Below are 20,143 nucleotides of genomic sequence, written 5' to 3'. Positions count from 1 at the left end.
GATTTAATCCCGTTTTTTTAGCTGAAAATCAGGTAAAAAGGTGGGATTTTTGCCTTTTAAAGGAAATTAGAATTACTATGCGCTTATCTAAAAAATTCCTGGAGTCAGGCAAACTTCAATCTTCTATTGCTTTACAAGTTCCATCGCCGGAGATATTTACGTATCCGGAGAAAGTCCTACAATTTGGGACAGGGGTCTTGCAACGTGGACTTTGCGATTTTTATATCGACAAAGCGAACCGTGCGGGAATTTTCAAGGGTCGCGTGGTAGTCGTAAAATCGACGGCTAAAGGAGGGGCAGATGCATTCGATGAACAAGATGGTTTGTATACGCATTGCATCAAGGGAATAGATGAGGGTGTGGCCAAAGAAGAGAATATCATCAATTCCTCCATCTCTCGTACCATTACCGCTTCAAAAGACTGGGATAAAATCATCGAATGCGCGAAGAGCGAGGAGATGCAAATCATCCTTTCGAATACCACCGAAGTAGGAATCACCTACGTGGCAAACGATCCGATTGCAAATGGTTGCCCTAGTTCTTTTCCTGCTAAATTATTAGCGTTCTTGCATGCGCGTTTCACGCATTTCGCTGGTTCAGCTGCCTCAGGAATGGTCATTGTTCCTACGGAATTAATTATCAACAACGGAGATGTGCTGAAAGGCATTGTCATGAAATTAGCAGCAGACCACGGTTTATCTGCGGAGTTTGTGACTTGGTTAGAAACGGCGAATCACTTCTGTAATTCCTTAGTGGATCGCATCGTTCCGGGCAGTCCGGATGCGGCGACAAATGCAGAGATTTGCGCGCAATTAGGCTATGAAGATTCTTTGATGATCATTTCGGAGGTGTATAGCCTTTGGGCAATTCAGGGAGGGGCCAAAGTAAAAGAAGTGCTATCCTTTGCCCCTGCAGATAAAGGGGTGATTATTGCCGAAGATATCGAGATCTACCGCGAATTGAAATTGCGTTTATTGAATGGAACACACACCTTACTTTGCGGAATGTCCTTTTTGTTAGGTTTCCGTCTCGTAAAAGATGTGATGGCAAACGGCTATTTAAGCAAGTTGATTATGAATTTAATGCTGAGCGAACTAGCGCTGGGCATCCCTTATAAAATGGATTTCAAGGTGGCGGATCGCTTTGGACGTTCTGTGTTAGACCGTTTCCGTAATCCGTTCATTAACCACAAATTGATCGACATTACGGTACAGTACACGACGAAAATGCGGATGCGTAACGTGCCATTGTTAGTTAATTATGCTAAAAACTTTGGTAAGGCTCCTGAACTTTTCTGCATGGGCTTCGCAGCCTACTTGCAATTTATGCACGCGGTGAAAGAGGAAGGTGGAAAACACTATGGTGATAGCAACGGAGAGGCCTACCCTATCCAATGCGACCATGCTCCGTATTTCTACGAGGCTTGGAAAGATTTTGACTTGAAGAAAGTATTATCCAATACGGATCTATGGGGCACAGATTTAACGGCGGTTCCAGGGTTTGTGGAGGGAGTGACAAAGTATATTTAAGAGAGTAGAGATTATAGAGTAGAGAGTAGAGATTTAAAGCATAAAGAATAAAGAATAGAGCACAAAGCATAAAGGAGGAATCGCCTGCGGCGATGAATATGAAATGTTTTAGTGTCATTCTTTAAACTTTGAACTTTGCCCACTGAATACCGACTACTGACTACTGGCTACTGATTACTTGTGAATGGTAAATGATTCCTCCGGACTAACCACCTCCGGACTGGATACTGTCTACTGATTACTGACTACTGACTACCGAATATATTAAACGACAAATGATGAAAGCGTTTTTAGATAAAGATTTTTTGTTGCAGTCCGAGACGGCGCAAACTTTGTACCATCAATTTGCGGCTCAGATGCCCATTATTGATTACCACAATCACTTGATCCCGGAGCAAATAGCGGAGGACAAGCAATTCGATAATGTTTCCCAAATCTGGCTTGCCGGCGACCACTATAAATGGCGTGCGATGCGCGCACATGGTGTGGATGAAAAATACATCACGGGAAATGCGTCTGACGAAGAGAAATTCTTGAAATGGGCCGAAACAGTGCCCTACACGATGCGTAATCCTTTGTATCACTGGACTCACTTGGAGTTACAGCGTTATTTCGGGATTACCGAATTATTGAATGCCGAGAGTGGAAAACGCATTTACGATCAGTGTAATGCCCTTTTGCGTACGAAGGCGTTTTCTGTGCGCAATTTATTGCTCAAGATGAACGTGAAGGCGCTTTGTACGACGGATGATCCGATCGACAATTTGGCTTACCACCAACAAATCAAGGCGAGTGGATTTGCGATCAAAGTCTTGCCTACGTTCCGTCCGGATAAAGCGATGGGCGTGGATAATGAGATCGTGTTCGTAGAATATGTAAATTCTGTGGCAGCAGCAGCTGAAATGGAGATTCATACCTTAGTCGATTACAAGAAAGCGATTGCGGCGAGACACGATTTTTTCCATTCGGTGGGCTGTCGTTTAAGTGACCACGGATTAGAGCAGATTTACGCTGACGACTATACGGAACAGGAAATCGCACACATTTTTGAGAGATTGATGACCGGCAAAACGATCAATCAGAAAGAGAAAGTGCAGTTTAAATCAGCGATGCTGGTGTATTTTGCGCATTTAGATCATGCCAAAGGTTGGACGCAACAATTTCACCTGGGGGCGATTCGCAATAACAATGATCGTCTTTTAGGAACATTAGGACCTGATACGGGATTTGATTCGATTGGAGATTTTGAGCAGGCACGTCCTTTGTCGAAATTCTTAAATCACTTAGATTCGACGAATCAATTAGCTAAGACCATTTTGTATAATTTAAATCCGCGCGATAATGAATTGTTAGCGACGATGACGGGCAATTTCCAGGATGGAACAATTGTAGGAAAGATGCAATTCGGGTCGGGTTGGTGGTTTTTGGACCAAAAAGACGGCATGGAAAAGCAGATCAACGCCTTATCCAATATGGGAATGTTAAGCCACTTCGTGGGTATGTTAACGGACTCCAGAAGTTTCCTTTCGTTCCCAAGACATGAGTATTTTAGAAGAATCTTGTGTAATTTACTAGGCGCGGACGTAGAAAATGGCGAATTGCCGGCGGATATTGCTTGGTTAGGCAAGTTGGTGCAAGACATTTCGTATAACAACGCGGCAGGATTTTTTAATTTCGAGAATTAATGAAGAAGGTTATCACTTTTGGGGAAATCATGGGTCGTTTAAGCCCAGCGGGCTATGGACGCATTACTCAAGCACAGTCATTGAACATCACCTATGGTGGCGGCGAGGCAAACGTAGCGGGCGGATTAGCCCACATCGGAATCCCGGCGGAACACGTGACTTGTTTCCCAAATAACGAATTAGGCAAAGCGGCCACTGGCTATTACCGCCAAGTGGGTGTGGATATGTCGCATACGGCCTATAAAGAGGGTCGTTTAGGTTTGTATTTCGTGGAGTTTGGGGCAGCGATGCGCCCGAGCAAAGTGACGTATGACCGGGCAGATTCAGCCTTTGCGAATTTGAATCCAGCGGATTTTAATTGGAAAGAAATATTCAATGGTGCGGGTTGGTTCCACTGGACGGGCATTACGCCGGCCATTTCGGAGGCGGCAACGGTAGCTTTAACGGCCGCTTTAAAAGAAGCAAAAGCACAGGGTTTGACGATTTCGGCGGATGTGAATTACCGGAAGAACCTTTGGCAATATGGAAAATCAGTCAAAGAAGTAATGCCTGATTTGATTGCACAATGTGATATTATCGTGTGTGGGAAAGCGGATGCCGAAGATATCTTAGACATCGTACCTACAGGCGCGCACAAGAGCGGCTGGCACGATATCTGTGTTCAGATCAAAGCGCGTTTTCCGAACATCAAGAAGATTATCAATACGAAAAGAGGCCAGATTTCTGCCTCTCAAAATACTTTGTCTGCCACCTCGTTTGATGGCTCGAAAGTGATTAAATCTGACACCGTAGAAATCTCTCAAATCGTCGATCGTATTGGCGGTGGGGATGCTTTTATGGCCGGATACATTTACGGAAACTTAGTTTATAGCGATGAGGCGAAGTCTTTAGCCTTTGCGGTAGCGGCTTCCGCTTTAAAACACACGATCGAAGGGGATATTAATTTATCCAACTTAGACGAAATTGAAACCGTCATGGGTGGCGATATCACCGGACGATTAAAAAGATAATCATGGCTAGAAATTCAGCAGATGTAGTGTACTCTCGATTAGCGGAAACGCCTATCGTTCCTTTATTTTTCAACGCCGATCAAACGATTGCCCAAAACGTTTTGAAAGCCTGCTACGACGGTGGAATTCGCGTATTTGAATTCACGAATCGCGGCGAAGCGGCACCAGCCATCTTTGCGAAACTAATTGACTTTTGCGAGAAAGAATGCCCGGATTTAGTACTCGGAATCGGTACTATTTACGATGCAAAACAGGCGAGTGAATTCATCGAAATGGGCGCTGACTTTATGTTACAACCCTTCACGACGGCTTCCGTAGGAGAAGTTTGTGCGAAACACAATATCCCTTGGATGCCTGGTACGATGACTTTGACGGAGATTCGCAACGCAGAGATTTTAGGTGCGAAATATGTGAAAATCTTCCCAGGCAACGTGGTAGGTCCCGCTTTCGTAAAAGCGATTCAAGGACCAATGCCGAAGACCAAAATCATGGTGACGGGTGGTGTGGAACCAAACCGCGAAAGTTTAAAAACCTGGTTTGGGGCAGGCGCAGCGGCTGTAGGCATGGGCTCTCAATTATTCCCAGCTGATTTAATTCAAAAACAAGACTATACCTCTATATCAAACACGATCGCTAACCTGATCAAAACCTATCACGAACTATAATATGGAAACAATTGGAAAGTACCGCTGGAAAATATGCGCATTGCTCTTTTTCGCGACGACGATTAACTACCTAGACCGCCAGGTTATCGGTTTGTTGAAACCGGTATTGGAAAAGGAATTTGACTGGTCTGAAACGGATTATTCGAATATTGTGATCACTTTCCAAGCGGCCTATGCGATTAGTTTATTGGGTTTTGGCGGGATTATTGACCGAATCGGAACGAAATTAGGATATTCCATATCCATCGTTGTTTGGAGTATCGCGGCGATGATGCATGCCTTAGCGACTGGCACGATGAGCTTTGCGTTTATGCGTGGTTTGTTAGGTTTAGGCGAGGCGGGAAACTTCCCTGCAGCGATTAAGACCGTAGCAGAATGGTTCCCTAAAAACGAACGTGCGTTAGCGACGGGGATCTTTAATTCAGGAGCAAATATTGGAGCGGTGGCAGCACCCATTTTAGTGCCTTGGATCCTGGGAATTTATGGCTGGGAAATGGCCTTTATTGCGACTGGGGCAATTGGATTCATCTGGTTAATCTTCTGGTGGTTCTACTATGAGGTGCCTTCTAAACACAAGTCTTTATCGAAAGCAGAATTCGACTATATCCACGCGGATATGGAGGAGAAGGATGATAATGTAACGCCGGTTCGCTGGAGCAAATTGTTTGGATTTAAGCAGACATGGGCCTTCTTTTTTGGCAAAATGTTCACGGATCCTATCTGGTGGTTCTTCCTTTTCTGGTTACCCTCGTACTTCTCTGAACGTTTCCACTTAGACTTGAAGAAGCCGAGTTTAGAATTAATCATCGTGTATACGGCGACGACAATTGGTAGTATTGGCGGTGGTTGGTTGTCTGGTTATTTAATCAACAAAGGCTGGCCGTCATTCAAGGCGCGCAAGTGGTCGATGTTCAGCTTTGCCATTGCGGTGGTGCCTATTATGTTAGCGCGTTATTGTGATAATATTTGGCAAGCGGTAGGCTTGATTTCGTTAGCGGCAGCTGCACACCAGGCTTGGAGTGCGAATATCTACTCGATTGCGACGGATATGTTCCCGAAGAAAGCGGTGAGCTCTGTGATTGGAATCGGGGGAATGGCTGGGTCTGTGGGGGGTATTTTCTTCCCAATGATCGTAGGTTCCCTTTTAGATAAATATAAGTTATTAGGTAATATCAACGACGGTTATAATATCATCTTCTTGCTTTGCGGAAGTGCGTATATATTAGCTTGGTTGATTATTTACACTTTAGTGCCCACGCTGGAGACAGCGAAGATCGACGACTAGTCCTTCTTTTTAAAGATTAGATTCTTAGTTAGTTCATTTAATTGGGTGATTTTCTCTTGAAAGTCACCCTTTAATGTTTTTCGGGCAGCCTCTAGTTGATCGAGAGAGGTTTGGATGTCTTCCGGGATGACGTCCTCAAGGAAGGCTCTGATTCTTTTGGCCAAAGTTGGTGATTTCCCATTCGTGGATATCGCAATCTTCAAATCGCCTTTTTGGACGATGGATCCTAAATAAAAATCACACAAAGGCGGCGTATCCGCCACATTGCAAAGCAAGTGCTGGGCAGCGGCTAAGGCTTTGATTTCTGCGTGCAAAGCGGGAGAATCCGTGGCGCAGATGATCAAGTCTAAACCTTCTAAATCCGATGGTTGAAAGCCGCGTGTTAAGATGCGCACGTGCGGGAAATCCTGCAAGTATTCGATGGTCTCCGGACGAAAAAAGGGGGCCACTAAGGTCAAGTTTGCCTCCGGTGAATTGCGCAAAATCGCGGATGCCTTTTCTAAGGCTACGTTCCCTCCTCCCACGACCAAGGTCTGGATTTGATCCATTTTCAAGAAGATGGGAAACATCGTGTTAGGCATCGACTACGGGGGCTTTTTTGCCGGCAAGCTGGCCGCAAGCCGCGTCAATATCACGTCCGCGGGAGCGGCGGATATTCACAATCATACGTTTGCTTTCAAGGAACGCTGAGAACTTCGCGATTGCATCTGCCTCCGCATTCACGAAAGAAGATTGAGCGATTGGATTGTATTCGATAAGGTTGATTTTGCAAGGGATGCCTTTGGCAAACTCATACAATTCACGTGCGTCCTCTAGGGTGTCGTTGAACTTGTTAAAGACAATGTATTCAAGCGTGATTTCGTTGCCCGTCTTCTCGAAGAAATACAAAAGCGCGGCCTTCAGGACTTGCAAAGTATTACTCTCGTTGATAGGCATAATCTGGTTCCGCTTCGTATCGTTTGCCGCGTGCAGCGAAAGGGCTAAATTGAATTTGACCTGATCGTCGCCCAGTTTTTGGATCATCTTCGCGATACCCGCCGTAGACACCGTAATACGGCGTGGCGACATCCCTAAACCCTCTGGCGAAGTAATCTGCTCGATGGATTTTAGGACGTTCGCGTAGTTCAACAGCGGTTCGCCCATCCCCATGTAAACGATGTTCGTCAGCGCTTGACCGTATTTTTCCTGTGCCTGATCGCGGATCAAAACGACCTGATCATAGATCTCGAAAGACTCTAAATTACGCTTGCGGTCCATGTACCCCGTCGCACAGAAGCTGCAGGTTAGCGAGCATCCCACTTGGGAGGAAACGCAGGCCGTCACGCGTTCGCGGGTAGGAATTAGTACTCCCTCCACGAGGTTATTATCGTGTAATTGAAAGCTGGATTTGATGGTGCGATCGGAGCTGTATTGCGCCTCTGCGGTCGTCACAATTTGCAAAGAGAATTTCTCCGAAAGCCATTCGCGCGTCGTCTTAGGGACATTTCCCATCGCATCGAAACTGCGGGCAGCCTTCTTCCAAATCCACTCATACACTTGCTTAGCACGGAATGCGGGTTCTCCGGCTGCGAGCATCTCTGCCTTCAGCTGTTCAAAACTTAGATTCCGTATCGCGACCTTCTTTTCCAATCTTATTTCTTTAATAATTCACTCACTTTCGCTGAGATAGCTTTACCGTCTGCTAATCCGGCTAATTGCTTCGATGCAACGCCCATTACTTTCCCCATATCGGCTGGGCTCGTTGCGCCTACAGCAGCGATGATTTCGGTGATTTTAGCGGTTAATTCTGCGTCAGATAATTGCTTAGGCAAGAATTCTTCGATGATGGCTAATTCAGCTTGCTCTTTTTCCGCTAAGTCGGGACGGTTTTGAGAAACATAAACTTCTAATGAATCACGGCGTTGTTTCGCTGCTTTCATTAAGATTTTCATCTCTGCGTCTGCGCTTAAACCGTCAGCGCTAGAACCCGAAGTTTCTTCCAAAAGAATCATGGATTTGATTGCGCGTAAAGCACGTAAACGGTCTGCGTCTTTCGCACGCATGGCATCTTTGATACCATTCTCGATAGTTAATTTTAACGACATAGCTTGTTTTGATTAAAAATGAGCCTTCACTCCTTCTAAAAATTCCCGGTGGTTACTTAACCTCGGAACTTTATGCTGGCCGCCTAATTTCCCTCGTTCCCGCATCCAGTTGTGGAAAGTTCCGGCTGGGGCGATATGGACCAAAGGAGGGCCAAGCACTAAATCATAAGACCTTTTCGCATCGTAATCCGAGTTTTGCTCGCGAAGCGTTTGGTCTAAAATCTGTGCAAAGGTACGAAAATCTTTTGGGGCTTTTGAAAATTCGATCACCCATTCGTGGTGCCCATTTTTGCCCTCGTTCATAAAGGCCGGAGCAGCCGTATAATCCTTGATCTCTGCCTGGGTCGCGGCGCAAGCGCGCGCGACAGCTGTCTCCGCATTCTCGATGATCAACTCTTCCCCAAAGGCATTAATGAAATGCTTCGTCCTCCCTGAAATCTTAATCCGATACGGACTCACCGACGTGAATTTCACGGTATCACCTATCTTGTAGCGCCATAATCCTGCGTTCGTCGAAATGACCATCGCATAATTTACGCCTATTTCCACCTGGCTTAAAGAAACGATGGTATTCGCCTCTTCCCCCTCATCACTCATCGGAATGAACTCATAGAAGATTCCGTAATCGAGCATGAGGAGCATCTCATCGGGTTTGGACAGATCATCCTGAATCCCAAAGAACCCTTCAGACGCATTGTATATCTCTAAAAATCCGACCTGCGAAGACGGAAAAATCTGGTTCTTAAACAACTCGCGATAGGGCCCAAAAGCCACCGCTCCATGAATCATAAACTCGAAATTCTCCCACACCTCCAGAATCGACTTCTTTCCCGTAATCTCTAAAATCTTCTCAATCAACACCAGTGTCCAAGTAGGCACGCCCAAAATACTCGTCACATTCTCTTTCGACGTCTCGATCGCCATCTTCTCGATCTTCTGATCCCAATCTCCCATCAGCGCCACATCGAGTGAAGGCGTCCGTATAATTTGCGCCCAAATAGGCAGATTCTTCATTACCACCGCCGACACATCGCCCATCAGCATGCTCGAATTCACCGGATTCTCCGTCAAACTCCCGCCGATGGACAAACCTTTCCCCTCGAACACTTTGGTATCTGGCTTATTCGCTGCCAGCAACGTAATCATATCTTTCCCGCCCATCATGTGGCATTCTTCCAGCGCTTCTTTCGAGACCGGAATAAATTTACTGCGGGCATTCGTGGTACCAGAAGACTTCGAATACCAGCTTATGGGCGTATCCCACAAGATATTTTGTTCCCCCTGCATCATGCGGTCGATGTACGAGAAAATTTCCTCATAGGTGGAAATAGGAACTTGCTGTTTGAATCTCTCGTAGTTACTAATGTCGGCGTAGCCGTGTTTCGCGCCCCATTCGGTCGAGCGCCCATGAGACAATAAGCCCTGCAACATTTGTTCTTGTAGTTCCAAAGGCCGTTCGTACATCGCCTCAATCCGCGGCATTCTCCGCTTCATAAACCACAACAAAGTCTCATTAAACAACGACATGTTTAGGGTTTTAGGAATTGAGGTGCACGATTAGGGTAATCGGTAATGATGCCGTCCACCTGCCAATCGCTAAATTTCTGCATCTCTGCCGTCGTATTGATCGTCCAAGGAATGACTTGCATGCCTTTCCCGTGACAAAAGTCAATCTGCTCCTTCGTTAAAAACTTATGCGAAGAACTGAAAATATCGGGCACAAAACCCAACGATGCGAGCATCTGCTCTGGCGTCTCTTTTTCCACTAAAGCGGAAATGCGTCCCTTATTGATGGATGTTTTCCAGTAGTGCAAAACCGCGAAATCAAAACTTTGTAAAATCAGCGAGGAAGGTGAAATATGATTAGAAATCACAGACCAAACCCGATCCGCGAATTCCTTTACCGTCGCCGGTTGGGATTTGCCGTATTCTGTTGGCTCAGATTTGATCTCAATGTTGTAATAAATAGTACGACCCGTTTTGCGCGTAAAAGCTTCCCCTAAGGCTAAGACTTCGGAAAGCAAAGGCTTGTAAGTAGCGACGTGCGTTTGCTCCGGAAAGAGTTTATTCCCGCGAGAGCCTACGTCGAAGGACTTAATTTCGCTGTAGGGTTTTTGGTATAAATTAATCGACGCATCTTTCACGGGCGAACCATCCGGAAACGATGCATACAAAGGGTTCATATACGGCTCATGGGAAACGTAGACCTGGCCGTCAGCAGAAAGACACACGTCCATTTCGAGTACAGTCACCCCCATCTCTAACGCATGTTGAAAAGCAGGTAGGGAGTTTTCCGGATATAAGCCTCTGCAGCCCCGATGTCCTTGAATCACAGGCGATTGCCCCATAGAAAGTAGATTAATACACAATAATAAGCAAAGGAGCTTTCTCATGGTTTTTTAGCCGCTGCTTTTTTATTTTCAGTATTTTTTCGGCGCTCCTCGATAATTTCATTCACACGGGTATATAATTTGACAAAAGCGGCGGGATCTTTGACATAGGAACCTAGGCTTTTGGCCACCTGAGTAGAATCAAGACCGCGTTTTTTCAAGGTCTGTTTCGATAATTCGTGGTAAAGAACTAAGGCCGTATCGGAATTACCCAGGTGCATATTTTGGATGATAGCCTCATCGATGTGGATATCTGCCAAAACCTGAGCCATCTGTTCCTGCTCTAATCGATTGCTCTCTGATTCACTCGTGCACGAGTAAAATCCAAACAGACCCAGGGCCAAGAAAAGCGATAAATAGACCTTTTTCATCTTGTAAATATACCCGTAAATTAGAAAGCTTTTAGCTCATTTCATTCAGATTGGGTAAAATTTAGGTAATTTAGTCTCGTGGATATGGACATCAAAGCCTTCCTGACCCATGTCGTTCAGCTGGAAATACGCATTAGAAAAGCGATTAACACGCAAATGCATGGAAATTTCTCCTCCGTCTTTAAGGGATCGGGCTTAGAGTTTAGTGACCTACGCCAGTACCATTATGGAGACGACGTGAGGCACATTGACTGGAACACCTCATCGAAGGGTCACGGGACTTTTGTGAAGCTTTTCAAAGAGGAAAAAGAACAAACCGTGTTCTTTTTAATCGACGTCAGCGCCTCTGGCACGGTAGGAAGACGTGGAAATAGCAAAATCAAGACTTTGAAGGAAGTGGCTGGCGTATTAGCCTTTGCCGCTATCCAAGAGGCGAGTCACCTCGGCTTTGTTTGCTTCAGCGACAAAAATGAGAAATACATGCCGCCTGCAATGGGCAAAAAGCACGGATATAAAGTAATTTCAGAACTTTTCAGAGTCGAGCCAGAGAATACGGCGACGGACCTAAAGGCGGGATTAACCTTTGCATTGCAAACCTTAAAACGCAAAAGTCTTTTGTTCGTTTTATCCGATTTTATCGATGAAGGTTATGAAGATTTATTGCGCGCTGCGGCCTTGAAGCACGATTTAGTGGTGCTGCATACGCTCGATCAACAAGAGATTCAATTGCCCTCCATGGGCATCATTCCCATTTACGATCCGGAAAGAAAGCGGACGACTTGGATCAATACTTCCACACGCGGATTCAAGCAATTGCTTCAGCAACAGGTGAAAAACCGCGGCGGGGAATTGAAGGAAATGTGTAAGAAATGGCACGCGGATTACGTGGAATTGCATTCGGGCGAGGATTTCGTGCCGGCATTAGTCAAACTTTTTAATGCTAGACGCTAATGCAAGAGACGCCATTCATCATTAAAGGGAAGTTTCAGGAGGATTCGGTGGTCATCGGCCAACCCATCCACTATTCGTTGTATGTGCGTCATCCGAAGGACCAGGAGGTGTTTTTCCCGAATGCGAACCAGAATTTTGGGGCCTTTGAGACCGTGAAACGCGAGTTTTTTGCGACGAAGACGACGGCTTCTGGGTCTTTGGATTCGGCTGTTTACACCTTGCGATTATTTAATTTAGCTCCCGTCCAAAAACTCCAAATACCCATCTACCTGCTTCAGGAGCCCGATTGCACGATCATTTATCCGGTGGTGGACAGCGTGCATTTAAAGCGCTTGTTGCCGCATCCAGAACAGATTGATTTGGATTCTTTGTACCAAAGCATTCCCATCCAGCCACTCAGCCCTAAAACAGATTTGAAAAACGTGTTTGCGGCGGGAATTAGCTTGTTAATTTTGGCGGGTTTGATTTACTGGATTTTTGGAAAATCCATTACTAAACTCTTCAAACGCTACTTATTATGGCGTCGTCACCGCGAGTTTAGGCGGACTTTCCAGCGTTATGCGCGGCAGGTGGCAGGAACCCCTGTGGGCTTATTGAATTTAGAGCGCGCCTTTTCCGGATGGAAGAAATACGTGGAGCAATTAACACAATTGCCTTTTACGACGTTTACTTCAAAGGAAATGCTCGATAATTTAGCAGACGAGGCGATGGAAAAGGTCTTGAATGAGATGGATTCAGCCATTTATGGCGGAAACTTCTCGCAAAATACGACGGAATCCGTGCAGTATTTAGAGGCTTTGGCGACGAATTTATACGAAATAGAACAGGAAAAAATCCAGAAGAATGAAGTTTAATCCGCTGTATTCTTGGCACCAAATCCAGGCTTTCTTCACCTTCGAGTGGGAGAATAGCTTGTTTTTGTATGGTTTGATTTGGCCCTTCATCATCTACTTCATCAAGTATTTACGCCAACGCGGCAATAAACCAAGACTGGAATTATCGCTTTCGGTGCCTTTGCAACAAAACCGGATATCTCTCTTATTGAGTTACGTCCCTATGGTCATTCAGATCTTGTGCATCTCGTCCGTCATCATCGTGGCGGCAGGTCCCTACCGTGTGATCAAGCACCAGAAGAAGCAAGTGGAAGGAATTGATATCGCGCTGGCTTTGGACATCTCCTCTTCGATGCAGACGCGGGATATTAGCCCCAGTCGCCTAGAAACCGCTAAAACAATGGGTAAGGAATTCATTCGCCAGCGGAGCCACGATCCTATTTCGCTCATTGCCTTCGCGGGCGCTCCCTATTTAGCGAGTCCCATTACGACAGATTCGGCCTTTTTATTGCATCAATTGCAGCAATTCCAGACGAACCAAATCGTGGAAGAAGGAACGGCTTTAGGCGATGCGTTGGGGATGTGTATTAACCAAATCCGGGACTCCGAAAACCCCAAGAAAATCAGTATCCTGATTTCCGATGGAAACAATACGGCGGGGAATTTAGACCCGGTTACCTCCGCAGAACTAGCGAAAAATTTCAACATCAAAGTCTATACCATCGCCGTAGGAAGCCTTCAACCGAGCGCTGACCCCGTCGATGAAACCACCCTGCGCGAGATCGCAACCATCACCAAAGGGAAATTCTTCCGTGCGACGAACGGCCAGGCTTTGCAACAAATTTTCCAGGAAATTGATAAAATGGAGGCCTCCGTGGTCAAAACGGTTACTTGGGAAGAGCACATCTCCCTTTCTTACCTATTTGCAGAAATTGCGCTCATCTTTTTCTTCATTGGATTGTGGGTTCGTTTCAGCTGGATAGGCAACTCTTTAGAAGATTAATATGGTTTTATTTCCGCACGCGAAGATTAATATAGGCTTGTACATCACGAAGAAGCGCAAGGATGGGTTTCACGACTTAGAAACGTGTTTCTTTCCGGTGCCCTGGACGGATGTGCTAGAAATTACGCCTTCTGAAGGGGAATTCACCTTTAGCTCCTCTGGCTTAGACATCGCGGGCGCCATCGAAGATAACCTGTGCTACAAAGCGTACCAGTTATTGAGCAAGGACCATAAAATGCCCCCTGTGCACATTCACCTACATAAAATCATCCCGATGGGCGCTGGTTTAGGTGGCGGATCGTCTGACGCGGCATTTACCTTGATGGGCTTGAGAGACCTATTTCAATTGCCCTTAACGAATGAAGATTTACAACCCTATGCGGCTAAATTAGGCAGCGACTGTGCATTTTTCTTGTCGAATCAGGCGGCTTTTGGCAAAGGAAAAGGAGATCAACTGAGTCCTATCGAAGCGAGCTTGAAAGGGAAGTTTCTCGTGCTTTTATACCCAGCAGTGGGCATCTCAACGGCGCAAGCCTATGCGGGTGTGACGCCTGCAAAAGCTCCGGTAGATCTGCGCAAGGCTATTTTGAAAGCTGATTGGAAAGAAACGATCTCGAATGATTTCGAGAAGAGCATATTCCCTACACATCCTGTATTAGCCTCCTTGAAAGAGGAGATGTACACTTTGGGTGCAACTTATGCCGCCATGAGCGGATCGGGGTCGACTATTTTCGGGATTTTTGACAAAAAAATCGACCCACCTGCAGGATGGGCCGATTATACTGTTTGGTCAGGACTAGTGGACTAGTCTTTTGCGAAGATCGCTTCTAAAGCGGAAGCCCCTTTCGTTACCACCTTACCCGCCGGTAATTCCTTCAATAATTTGATACCCGCGTATTCCGGTGTGGAGCTCAAAATCTCTACGGGCACTTGTGCCATCGCACCGTTCGCCATTTCTACGTAAATGAAGCCCCCTTTTCCTACGCGTGCAAGACCAGCTTGCGGAATGCTAGGGATTTTTTGGGTGCCTACTTCGATGCGCGCGCTCACGAATTGACCTACCGTGAAGTGCTTCTCATCCGCCTTGTTTGCGAAGTGGCCGTGAACGGATGTCGTGCGGTTGGTTAAATCCACTTGTGGGGCGATGAGGAAGATTTTGGCTTTCGCTTTTTGGCCCTCTGATTCGAATTCGATGGTTTGACCGATGTTTAATTTCGCCAAATCCTTCTCAAACACCTTCAATTCCACGTGCTTATCCGCCATTCCTACGACCTTAATCAAGACGTCGGACGGCGTTACGTATTTTCCGATCGCTAAAAACTGATCTTGGATATACCCATCAATCGGCGAACGCAAGGTCAAAACAGAACTAATATTCCCTTTTGCCAGCGATTTTAAGTCACAACCTAAGACCTCTAATTTTAGTCCCAAAGCCTTCACTTGCGCATTGACATTCCCTAAATCCGCCTCCGACTGTTGCAATTTCTTCTTCGATCCCACTTCTTCGTTCGTCAATACTTGTTGACGCGATTTCTCGGAACTCATAAAGGTCTGGGATGACAAGGCCTGTAAATATTCTTGCTGCATTTGGATGAAATCAAGCGATGTCAAAGTCGCTAGGGCCTGGCCTTTCGATACTTTCTTGCCCGGAAGTAATTCATACGTTGTTTTCACGTAACCTGCGATCGGGATCGAGATGGATGCCAAAGACACCGGCGGCACATCAACCACCCCCGTGCACTTAATTTCCGTGGACATTTCGCGCTCTTCCAAAGACCCGAATTCAATACCCGCGTTCGTCTTCTGTTCTACACTTAATTTAATTTCGGTCACCGGTGCTTCTGTGGTGGCCTCTTCTTTTTTCGAGCAAGCTACTACGCTAAATACAAGGCATAGCGCTGCAAATTTGAATATCTTATTCATTTCCAATGAGTGTTTGACGTGTGATAATCGCCTGGTTGTAGGCGTTGACTTCTTGAATATAACTTTCTCGAATCTGCCAAGCCTGCTGCGTATTTTGCAACATTTCGACGTATTCGATTTCCCCTTGCTGGTACGATTTTAGCGCGGTTTTCTCTAACAAAGCAGCCTGTGGTAAGGCAGTGGCGGTATAATAAGCCAAACTCGCTCGGTATTTTGCGACCGCTGCCTCCGCATTTTTGAAGTCCGTTTGCAAGGCGGATTCGGCTTGGATTTTTTGGCTGACAAATGCCTCCTCTTGCAATTTCGCCGAGGCAATCTTCGCTTTTTGACCTTTGCCAAAAATCGGAATGGCCAGACCAGCCTGCACGAAGTTTTGGCCCCCTACATTTTCAATACTCTGCGTGGTCACCCCGATTCTGAGATCTGGCTTCAAGCGTTCTCTTTCGACCGCCGTCAATAATTTTCCGTGCTCTACCTGCTCAGCTAAAAGTTCGATGGTCGGATTTTTAGACAAATCCAATCCAGCAACACCGGATTCCATGGCAAGTGATTCCTTTCCCTCGATCTCAAATTCACCTGGTTCGTTGATCCAGTAAGCTAAATTTTGATAGGCCGTCTTTTGATCCGCTTCTAGGGCAATTCGTTTTTGTTGAAACTCCCGCAAGCGCGTTTCCGCCGCCATCAATTCCAAGCGATTCGTCTCACCTTGCTGGAATTTAATCGTTGCCGCACGCTTCATCAGGGTATATAAACTGTCCTGAGAAGCTAAAAACGCTAGATTTTTCTGCTGTGCTAAAATCTGGTAATAATAGAATTTCACACTCGAGGCCACTAAATTCTGCGTGATCTTCAAGCGCTTTTCGCTCATCACTTTTGCCGAAGTCAAGGACTTCACCTGCGCTTTCAAAAGCGTAGGCCACGGAATACTTTGGGAAGCCATCACCGTATAATCCTGGCTGTAATAGGTCTGCGTCTTTCCGTACTGCGCATCCACCGTTCCTTTAGGTAATTCCTTTCCGGATTGGATGAAGGCCTCCGCGGTTTTTACGTCTGCTAGGCCTGTTGCTAGGAGGGCGTTGCGCGTGGAGGCTTGGGACAAGCAAGCTTTTAGCGACAGGCGGGGGTCGTCGCTACGCGACTTAGTCAATGGGTCGTCACTTCGTGACTTAGTCGACTGCGTCTTAGTCGCCTCCGGCTTAGTCTCTGCAAACGAACTAAATGACATCAAGATGAACAACATAATCATCCCTAGTCCTTTGGCCTTCAGCTTCTGTTCTCTGCGGCCCATCACAATCGAGTACACGACTGGGATAACGACTAGCGTTAAGAACGTCGCCGTGATCAAGCCACCGATGACCACCGTCGCTAATGGACGCTGCACCTCCGCGCCCGGCGAGTGACTCAACGCCATGGGTAAGAAACCTAAAGAGGCCACAGCCGCGGTCATGATCACCGGTCTGAACCGCAATTCTAATCCTTTCTTCAATCGTTCTTCCACGCTTAAACCCTCGTCCGCTAATTGCTTAAAGAAAGAAAGCAACACGATTCCGTTCAATACAGCCACCCCGAAAAGTGCGATAAATCCGATCCCGGCAGAAACCGAGAAAGGCATCCCGCGTAACCAAAGCGCCACCACACCACCAATGGCCGACAAAGGAATCGCTAGGTAAATGATGGCTGCTTCTAAGAAGCTTTGGAACGTAAAAAACAAGAGCACGAAAATCAGCGCTAAGGCAATCGGTACTACCAATGCCAAACGCGATTTCGCCGCTTGTAAATTCTCAAACGTTCCGCCGTAGGTCACATAGTAACCCGCCGGTAATACAATTTTATCTTTCATGACTTTTTGAATATCGGCCACGACGCTTTCGACGTCTCGGCCACGAACGTTAATACCGATCGTGATTCGGCGGTGCGTGTTATCACGTGAGATTTCCAAAGGCGCGTTTTCATAACTCACATCTGCCACCTCTTGCAAAGGGATTTGCGATCCTGATGGCAAGTCGATGTAGAGTTCGCGCAGATTTTGAATGTCTTGACGGTGAACCGAATCCATTCTGACCACCAGGTCAAAACGTTTCTCCCCTTCCATGACGATTCCGGCTGTTTCTCCTGCAAAGGTCATCTTGATGGCCGAGTTTACCTCATTGACATTCAAGCCGTATTGCGCCATCTTTACGCGGTTGTATTTCACCACTAATTGCGGAATACCGTCGATTTGCTGGACTTTGATGTCGCCTACGCCGTCGATTTGACGGATATAACGAGAGGCTTCGGTCGCGTGATCAAACAATTCTTGGAGATCTTCCCCAAAAATCTTCACCGCAATATCCGATTTCACTCCCGCGATCAGCTCGTTAAAACGCATCTGAATCGGTTGCGTAAACTCGAAATTCACTTCTGGATACACGTCTAAAGCCGCATCCATTTTGGCCTCTAATTCCTCCATCGTCTCCGCATTTTTCCATTCGGACGGATCCTTTAATTGGATAATTAAATCGCAGGAGTTGATTCCCATGGGGTCCGTTGGGATTTCGGAAGCGCCTATACGAGAAACCACTTGCTTGATCTCCGTAGGGAATTTCTTCAGTAACATCGCTTGAGCGGCGGTGTTAACTTTGATACTTTGGGATAAAGAGGCATTCGTAGGCAATAGGGTTTCTACGGCAAAATCTCCCTCGTTTAATTCTGGAATGAACTCTCCTCCTAAGGACATAAATAAGGCAATGCTAGCAGAAAATAGACCAAAAGCGCCGATCACCACCCACTTACGCTGCTTCAACGCCCAGTGAATGATGGGCTGGTACTTTCCATACAGGAAGCCCATAATGCGATCCGCTATCGTAATTTCATGACTGATTTTCTTGCTTAAAAACAAGGCTGACATCATGGGAACATAAGTCAACGAGAGAATCAAAGCACCTAGGATGGCGAAACTCACCGTTTGGGCCATTGGCCTAAACATCTTGCCTTCGATTCCACCTAAAGCCATAATGGGTAGGTAAACAATGAGGATAATGATGACGCCAAAGGCCGCGGAGCCAAAAATCGCTTTGGCAGAAATTCCCACTTCCTCATCCATCGCGTGCTGGCTCAATTCCTCGCCTTTTCGATGACTGTGGAGCCGGTGAATAATGGACTCCACAATGATGACGGCGCCATCTACAATGAGGCCAAAGTCAATCGCTCCTAAACTCATCAGGTTCGCAGACACCCCGAAAATGTGCATCAGCGCAAAGGCAAACAATAAACAGAGCGGAATCACCGAGGCCACGATCAAACCGGCGCGCAGATTTCCCAGCAATAAAACCAGGATAAACACGACAATCAATCCTCCCTCGATCAAGTTCTTCTCCACCGTATTAATGGCACGACCGATCAACACGCTGCGATCTAAATAAGGTACAATTTTAATTCCTTGCGGCAGGGTTTTGCCGATGATTTCCATCTGCACTTTCACGTCCTGCACGACCTGGTTTGCGTTCGCCCCTTTCAAAAGCAACATAACGCCACCCACAGCTTCGCCCTCGCCGTTTCGAGTCATCGCTCCGTAGCGGACCGCTTTCCCGAAGCCTACTTTGGCCACATCCTTCACTAGGATAGGTAATCCGGCCTCACCTCTTTGGGAAACAACGGTATTCTCAATGTCCTCTATCGAAGTCAACATCCCCTCCGAACGAATGAAATAGGCATCCGTCCCCTTCTCTAAATAACTACCTCCAGAGTTCGAATTGTTGATCTGAATCGCCTTAAACACCTCGTTCACGCTCACATTCATCGCGCGCAAACGCTCTGGATCGATCGCGACCTCGTATTGTTTTAGGTTCCCCCCGAAGGAGCTGACCTCCACCACGCCTTTGATCCCCAAAAGCTGGCGCTTAATCAACCAATCTTGGTAGGTACGTAAATCTGCGAGTGAATATTGGTCTTTGAAAGAGGGATCCACCTCTAAGGTGTATTGGAAAAACTCCCCTAAACCTGTCGTGATGGGCGCCATTTCCGGCACACCCGCCCCTTGTAAAAGGTAAGGTTCTGCTGCCTTTAATTTCTCTGCAACTTGCTGCCGCGTCACCTCAGTGGCGACTTCATCCTCGAAAACGACGGTAATAATGGAAAGACCCATCCGGGAAACGGAGCGAATATCCTTCACATTGGGAATGGTTCGCAAGGAAATCTCGAGCGGATAAGTGATGAATTTTTCGACCTCGGAGGTCGCAAGTGCGGGGGATTGCGTGATCACCTGCACTTGGTTCGACGTAATGTCTGGTAAGGCATCGATGGGCAATTTGCTCAGCGAATAACCTCCCCAAAAAACGAGTCCTAGCACAAAAAGGCCTACAACAAGTTTATTACGTATACTGAAACTGATAATGGAATTAATCATGGTTTTAAAATTAAGCATTTACATAAACGG

At 46.5% G+C, this 20,143-nt stretch carries 17 protein-coding genes; 9 read left to right on the top strand and 8 right to left on the bottom strand.

The features are described from left to right. The first annotated feature begins 77 nt into the window (after nucleotides 1-77). The 5 genes from G9X62_RS06755 to G9X62_RS06735 all read left to right on the top strand — a co-directional run bounded on the left by G9X62_RS06755 (nucleotide 78) and on the right by G9X62_RS06735 (nucleotide 6,174). Entirely contained in the window at nucleotides 78-1,529 is a 1,452-nt protein-coding gene (locus G9X62_RS06755; protein ID WP_223129981.1) for a tagaturonate reductase, read from the top strand. A gap of 275 nt (nucleotides 1,530-1,804) precedes the next feature. Further along, entirely contained in the window at nucleotides 1,805-3,214 is a 1,410-nt protein-coding gene (uxaC, locus tag G9X62_RS06750) for a glucuronate isomerase (protein WP_223129980.1), read from the top strand. Further along, a complete protein-coding gene (locus G9X62_RS06745; protein ID WP_223129979.1) occupies nucleotides 3,214-4,224 on the top strand; it encodes a sugar kinase in 1,011 nt (336 codons plus the stop codon). Before uxaC ends, G9X62_RS06745 begins: the two co-directional genes overlap by 1 nt. A gap of 2 nt (nucleotides 4,225-4,226) precedes the next feature. Further along, nucleotides 4,227-4,889 carry a bifunctional 4-hydroxy-2-oxoglutarate aldolase/2-dehydro-3-deoxy-phosphogluconate aldolase gene (locus G9X62_RS06740; RefSeq protein WP_223129978.1) on the top strand — a complete coding sequence of 221 codons (663 nt, stop codon included), beginning with the start codon at nucleotides 4,227-4,229 and terminating at the stop codon, nucleotides 4,887-4,889. A 1-nt stretch (nucleotide 4,890) separates the two neighbouring features. Further along, nucleotides 4,891-6,174: an MFS transporter gene (locus tag G9X62_RS06735; protein WP_223129977.1), complete on the top strand. Its 1,284-nt coding sequence runs from the start codon at nucleotides 4,891-4,893 to the stop codon at nucleotides 6,172-6,174. On the opposite strand, the gene G9X62_RS06730 is transcribed toward G9X62_RS06735, so the two are convergent. Genes G9X62_RS06730 through G9X62_RS06705 form a run of 6 tightly spaced genes read right to left on the bottom strand, consistent with a single transcriptional unit; the run spans nucleotide 6,171 to nucleotide 11,019 of the window. Further along, nucleotides 6,171-6,743: a precorrin-2 dehydrogenase/sirohydrochlorin ferrochelatase family protein gene (locus G9X62_RS06730; protein ID WP_261345499.1), complete on the bottom strand. Its 573-nt coding sequence runs from the start codon at nucleotides 6,741-6,743 to the stop codon at nucleotides 6,171-6,173. The two genes, G9X62_RS06735 and G9X62_RS06730, sit on opposite strands and share 4 nt — an antisense overlap. A gap of 4 nt (nucleotides 6,744-6,747) precedes the next feature. Next, nucleotides 6,748-7,803 carry a 23S rRNA (adenine(2503)-C(2))-methyltransferase RlmN gene (gene rlmN, locus G9X62_RS06725; RefSeq protein ID WP_261345498.1) on the bottom strand — a complete coding sequence of 352 codons (1,056 nt, stop codon included), beginning with the start codon at nucleotides 7,801-7,803 and terminating at the stop codon, nucleotides 6,748-6,750. A 2-nt stretch (nucleotides 7,804-7,805) separates the two neighbouring features. After that, nucleotides 7,806-8,258, bottom strand: a complete 453-nt coding sequence (locus G9X62_RS06720) for a GatB/YqeY domain-containing protein (RefSeq protein ID WP_223129975.1) — start codon at nucleotides 8,256-8,258, stop codon at nucleotides 7,806-7,808. Nucleotides 8,259-8,270: 12 nt separating this feature from the next. Next, complete coding sequence (locus G9X62_RS06715) at nucleotides 8,271-9,785, bottom strand: GH3 auxin-responsive promoter family protein (RefSeq protein WP_223129974.1); 1,515 nt, start codon at nucleotides 9,783-9,785, stop codon at nucleotides 8,271-8,273. 2 nt (nucleotides 9,786-9,787) lie between these two features. Beyond that, nucleotides 9,788-10,606 carry a glycerophosphodiester phosphodiesterase family protein gene (locus G9X62_RS06710; protein WP_223129973.1) on the bottom strand — a complete coding sequence of 273 codons (819 nt, stop codon included), beginning with the start codon at nucleotides 10,604-10,606 and terminating at the stop codon, nucleotides 9,788-9,790. Nucleotides 10,607-10,647: 41 nt separating this feature from the next. After that, on the bottom strand, nucleotides 10,648-11,019 hold the full coding sequence (locus tag G9X62_RS06705) for a DUF4296 domain-containing protein (protein WP_223129972.1): 372 nt from the start codon (nucleotides 11,017-11,019) through the stop codon (nucleotides 10,648-10,650). 84 nt (nucleotides 11,020-11,103) lie between these two features. Here G9X62_RS06705 and G9X62_RS06700 point away from each other — a divergent pair, with 84 nt between their 5' ends. From G9X62_RS06700 to ispE, 4 genes are read left to right on the top strand one after another with little or no spacing between them, the layout of a single operon-like run. Then, nucleotides 11,104-11,970 carry a DUF58 domain-containing protein gene (locus G9X62_RS06700; protein ID WP_223129971.1) on the top strand — a complete coding sequence of 289 codons (867 nt, stop codon included), beginning with the start codon at nucleotides 11,104-11,106 and terminating at the stop codon, nucleotides 11,968-11,970. Next, nucleotides 11,970-12,824: a hypothetical protein gene (locus tag G9X62_RS06695; RefSeq protein ID WP_223129970.1), complete on the top strand. Its 855-nt coding sequence runs from the start codon at nucleotides 11,970-11,972 to the stop codon at nucleotides 12,822-12,824. Before G9X62_RS06700 ends, G9X62_RS06695 begins: the two co-directional genes overlap by 1 nt. Beyond that, complete coding sequence (locus G9X62_RS06690) at nucleotides 12,814-13,806, top strand: VWA domain-containing protein (protein WP_223129969.1); 993 nt, start codon at nucleotides 12,814-12,816, stop codon at nucleotides 13,804-13,806. The genes G9X62_RS06695 and G9X62_RS06690 overlap by 11 nt, the downstream gene beginning before the upstream one ends. Nucleotide 13,807: 1 nt before the next feature. Continuing rightward, nucleotides 13,808-14,614, top strand: a complete 807-nt coding sequence (gene ispE / locus G9X62_RS06685; RefSeq protein WP_223129968.1) for a 4-(cytidine 5'-diphospho)-2-C-methyl-D-erythritol kinase — start codon at nucleotides 13,808-13,810, stop codon at nucleotides 14,612-14,614. Here ispE and G9X62_RS06680 read toward each other — a convergent pair. Together G9X62_RS06680 and G9X62_RS06675 are read right to left on the bottom strand one after the other, a co-directional pair. Beyond that, nucleotides 14,611-15,729 (bottom strand): efflux RND transporter periplasmic adaptor subunit, encoded by a 1,119-nt coding sequence (locus tag G9X62_RS06680; protein WP_223129967.1) that lies wholly within the window; start codon nucleotides 15,727-15,729, stop codon nucleotides 14,611-14,613. The genes ispE and G9X62_RS06680 overlap by 4 nt on opposite strands. Next, on the bottom strand, nucleotides 15,722-20,113 hold the full coding sequence (locus tag G9X62_RS06675; protein ID WP_223129966.1) for a CusA/CzcA family heavy metal efflux RND transporter: 4,392 nt from the start codon (nucleotides 20,111-20,113) through the stop codon (nucleotides 15,722-15,724). The genes G9X62_RS06680 and G9X62_RS06675 overlap by 8 nt, the downstream gene beginning before the upstream one ends. Between the last annotated feature and the right edge of the window lie 30 nt (nucleotides 20,114-20,143).

This window comes from Aquirufa lenticrescens (assembly GCF_019916085.1).
Taxonomy (GTDB): Bacteria; Bacteroidota; Bacteroidia; order Cytophagales; family Spirosomataceae; genus Aquirufa; species Aquirufa lenticrescens.
This window is presented reverse-complemented; position numbering and strand designations above follow the sequence as displayed.

Excerpts from the sequence above, each read along its gene's own strand:
- G9X62_RS06755 (WP_223129981.1), top strand. The coding sequence starts at position 78 with ATGCGCTTATCTAAAAAATTCCTGGAGTCAGGCAAACTTCAATCTTCT.
- uxaC (WP_223129980.1), top strand. The coding sequence starts at position 1,805 with ATGATGAAAGCGTTTTTAGATAAAGATTTTTTGTTGCAGTCCGAGACG.
- G9X62_RS06745 (WP_223129979.1), top strand. The coding sequence starts at position 3,214 with ATGAAGAAGGTTATCACTTTTGGGGAAATCATGGGTCGTTTAAGCCCA.
- G9X62_RS06740 (WP_223129978.1), top strand. The coding sequence starts at position 4,227 with ATGGCTAGAAATTCAGCAGATGTAGTGTACTCTCGATTAGCGGAAACG.
- G9X62_RS06735 (WP_223129977.1), top strand. The coding sequence starts at position 4,891 with ATGGAAACAATTGGAAAGTACCGCTGGAAAATATGCGCATTGCTCTTT.
- G9X62_RS06730 (WP_261345499.1), bottom strand. The coding sequence starts at position 6,743 with ATGTTTCCCATCTTCTTGAAAATGGATCAAATCCAGACCTTGGTCGTG.
- G9X62_RS06720 (WP_223129975.1), bottom strand. The coding sequence starts at position 8,258 with ATGTCGTTAAAATTAACTATCGAGAATGGTATCAAAGATGCCATGCGT.
- G9X62_RS06715 (WP_223129974.1), bottom strand. The coding sequence starts at position 9,785 with ATGTCGTTGTTTAATGAGACTTTGTTGTGGTTTATGAAGCGGAGAATG.
- G9X62_RS06710 (WP_223129973.1), bottom strand. The coding sequence starts at position 10,606 with ATGGGGCAATCGCCTGTGATTCAAGGACATCGGGGCTGCAGAGGCTTA.
- G9X62_RS06705 (WP_223129972.1), bottom strand. The coding sequence starts at position 11,019 with ATGAAAAAGGTCTATTTATCGCTTTTCTTGGCCCTGGGTCTGTTTGGA.
- G9X62_RS06700 (WP_223129971.1), top strand. The coding sequence starts at position 11,104 with ATGGACATCAAAGCCTTCCTGACCCATGTCGTTCAGCTGGAAATACGC.
- G9X62_RS06695 (WP_223129970.1), top strand. The coding sequence starts at position 11,970 with ATGCAAGAGACGCCATTCATCATTAAAGGGAAGTTTCAGGAGGATTCG.
- G9X62_RS06690 (WP_223129969.1), top strand. The coding sequence starts at position 12,814 with ATGAAGTTTAATCCGCTGTATTCTTGGCACCAAATCCAGGCTTTCTTC.
- ispE (WP_223129968.1), top strand. The coding sequence starts at position 13,808 with ATGGTTTTATTTCCGCACGCGAAGATTAATATAGGCTTGTACATCACG.
- G9X62_RS06680 (WP_223129967.1), bottom strand. The coding sequence starts at position 15,729 with ATGAATAAGATATTCAAATTTGCAGCGCTATGCCTTGTATTTAGCGTA.
- G9X62_RS06675 (WP_223129966.1), bottom strand. The coding sequence starts at position 20,113 with ATGATTAATTCCATTATCAGTTTCAGTATACGTAATAAACTTGTTGTA.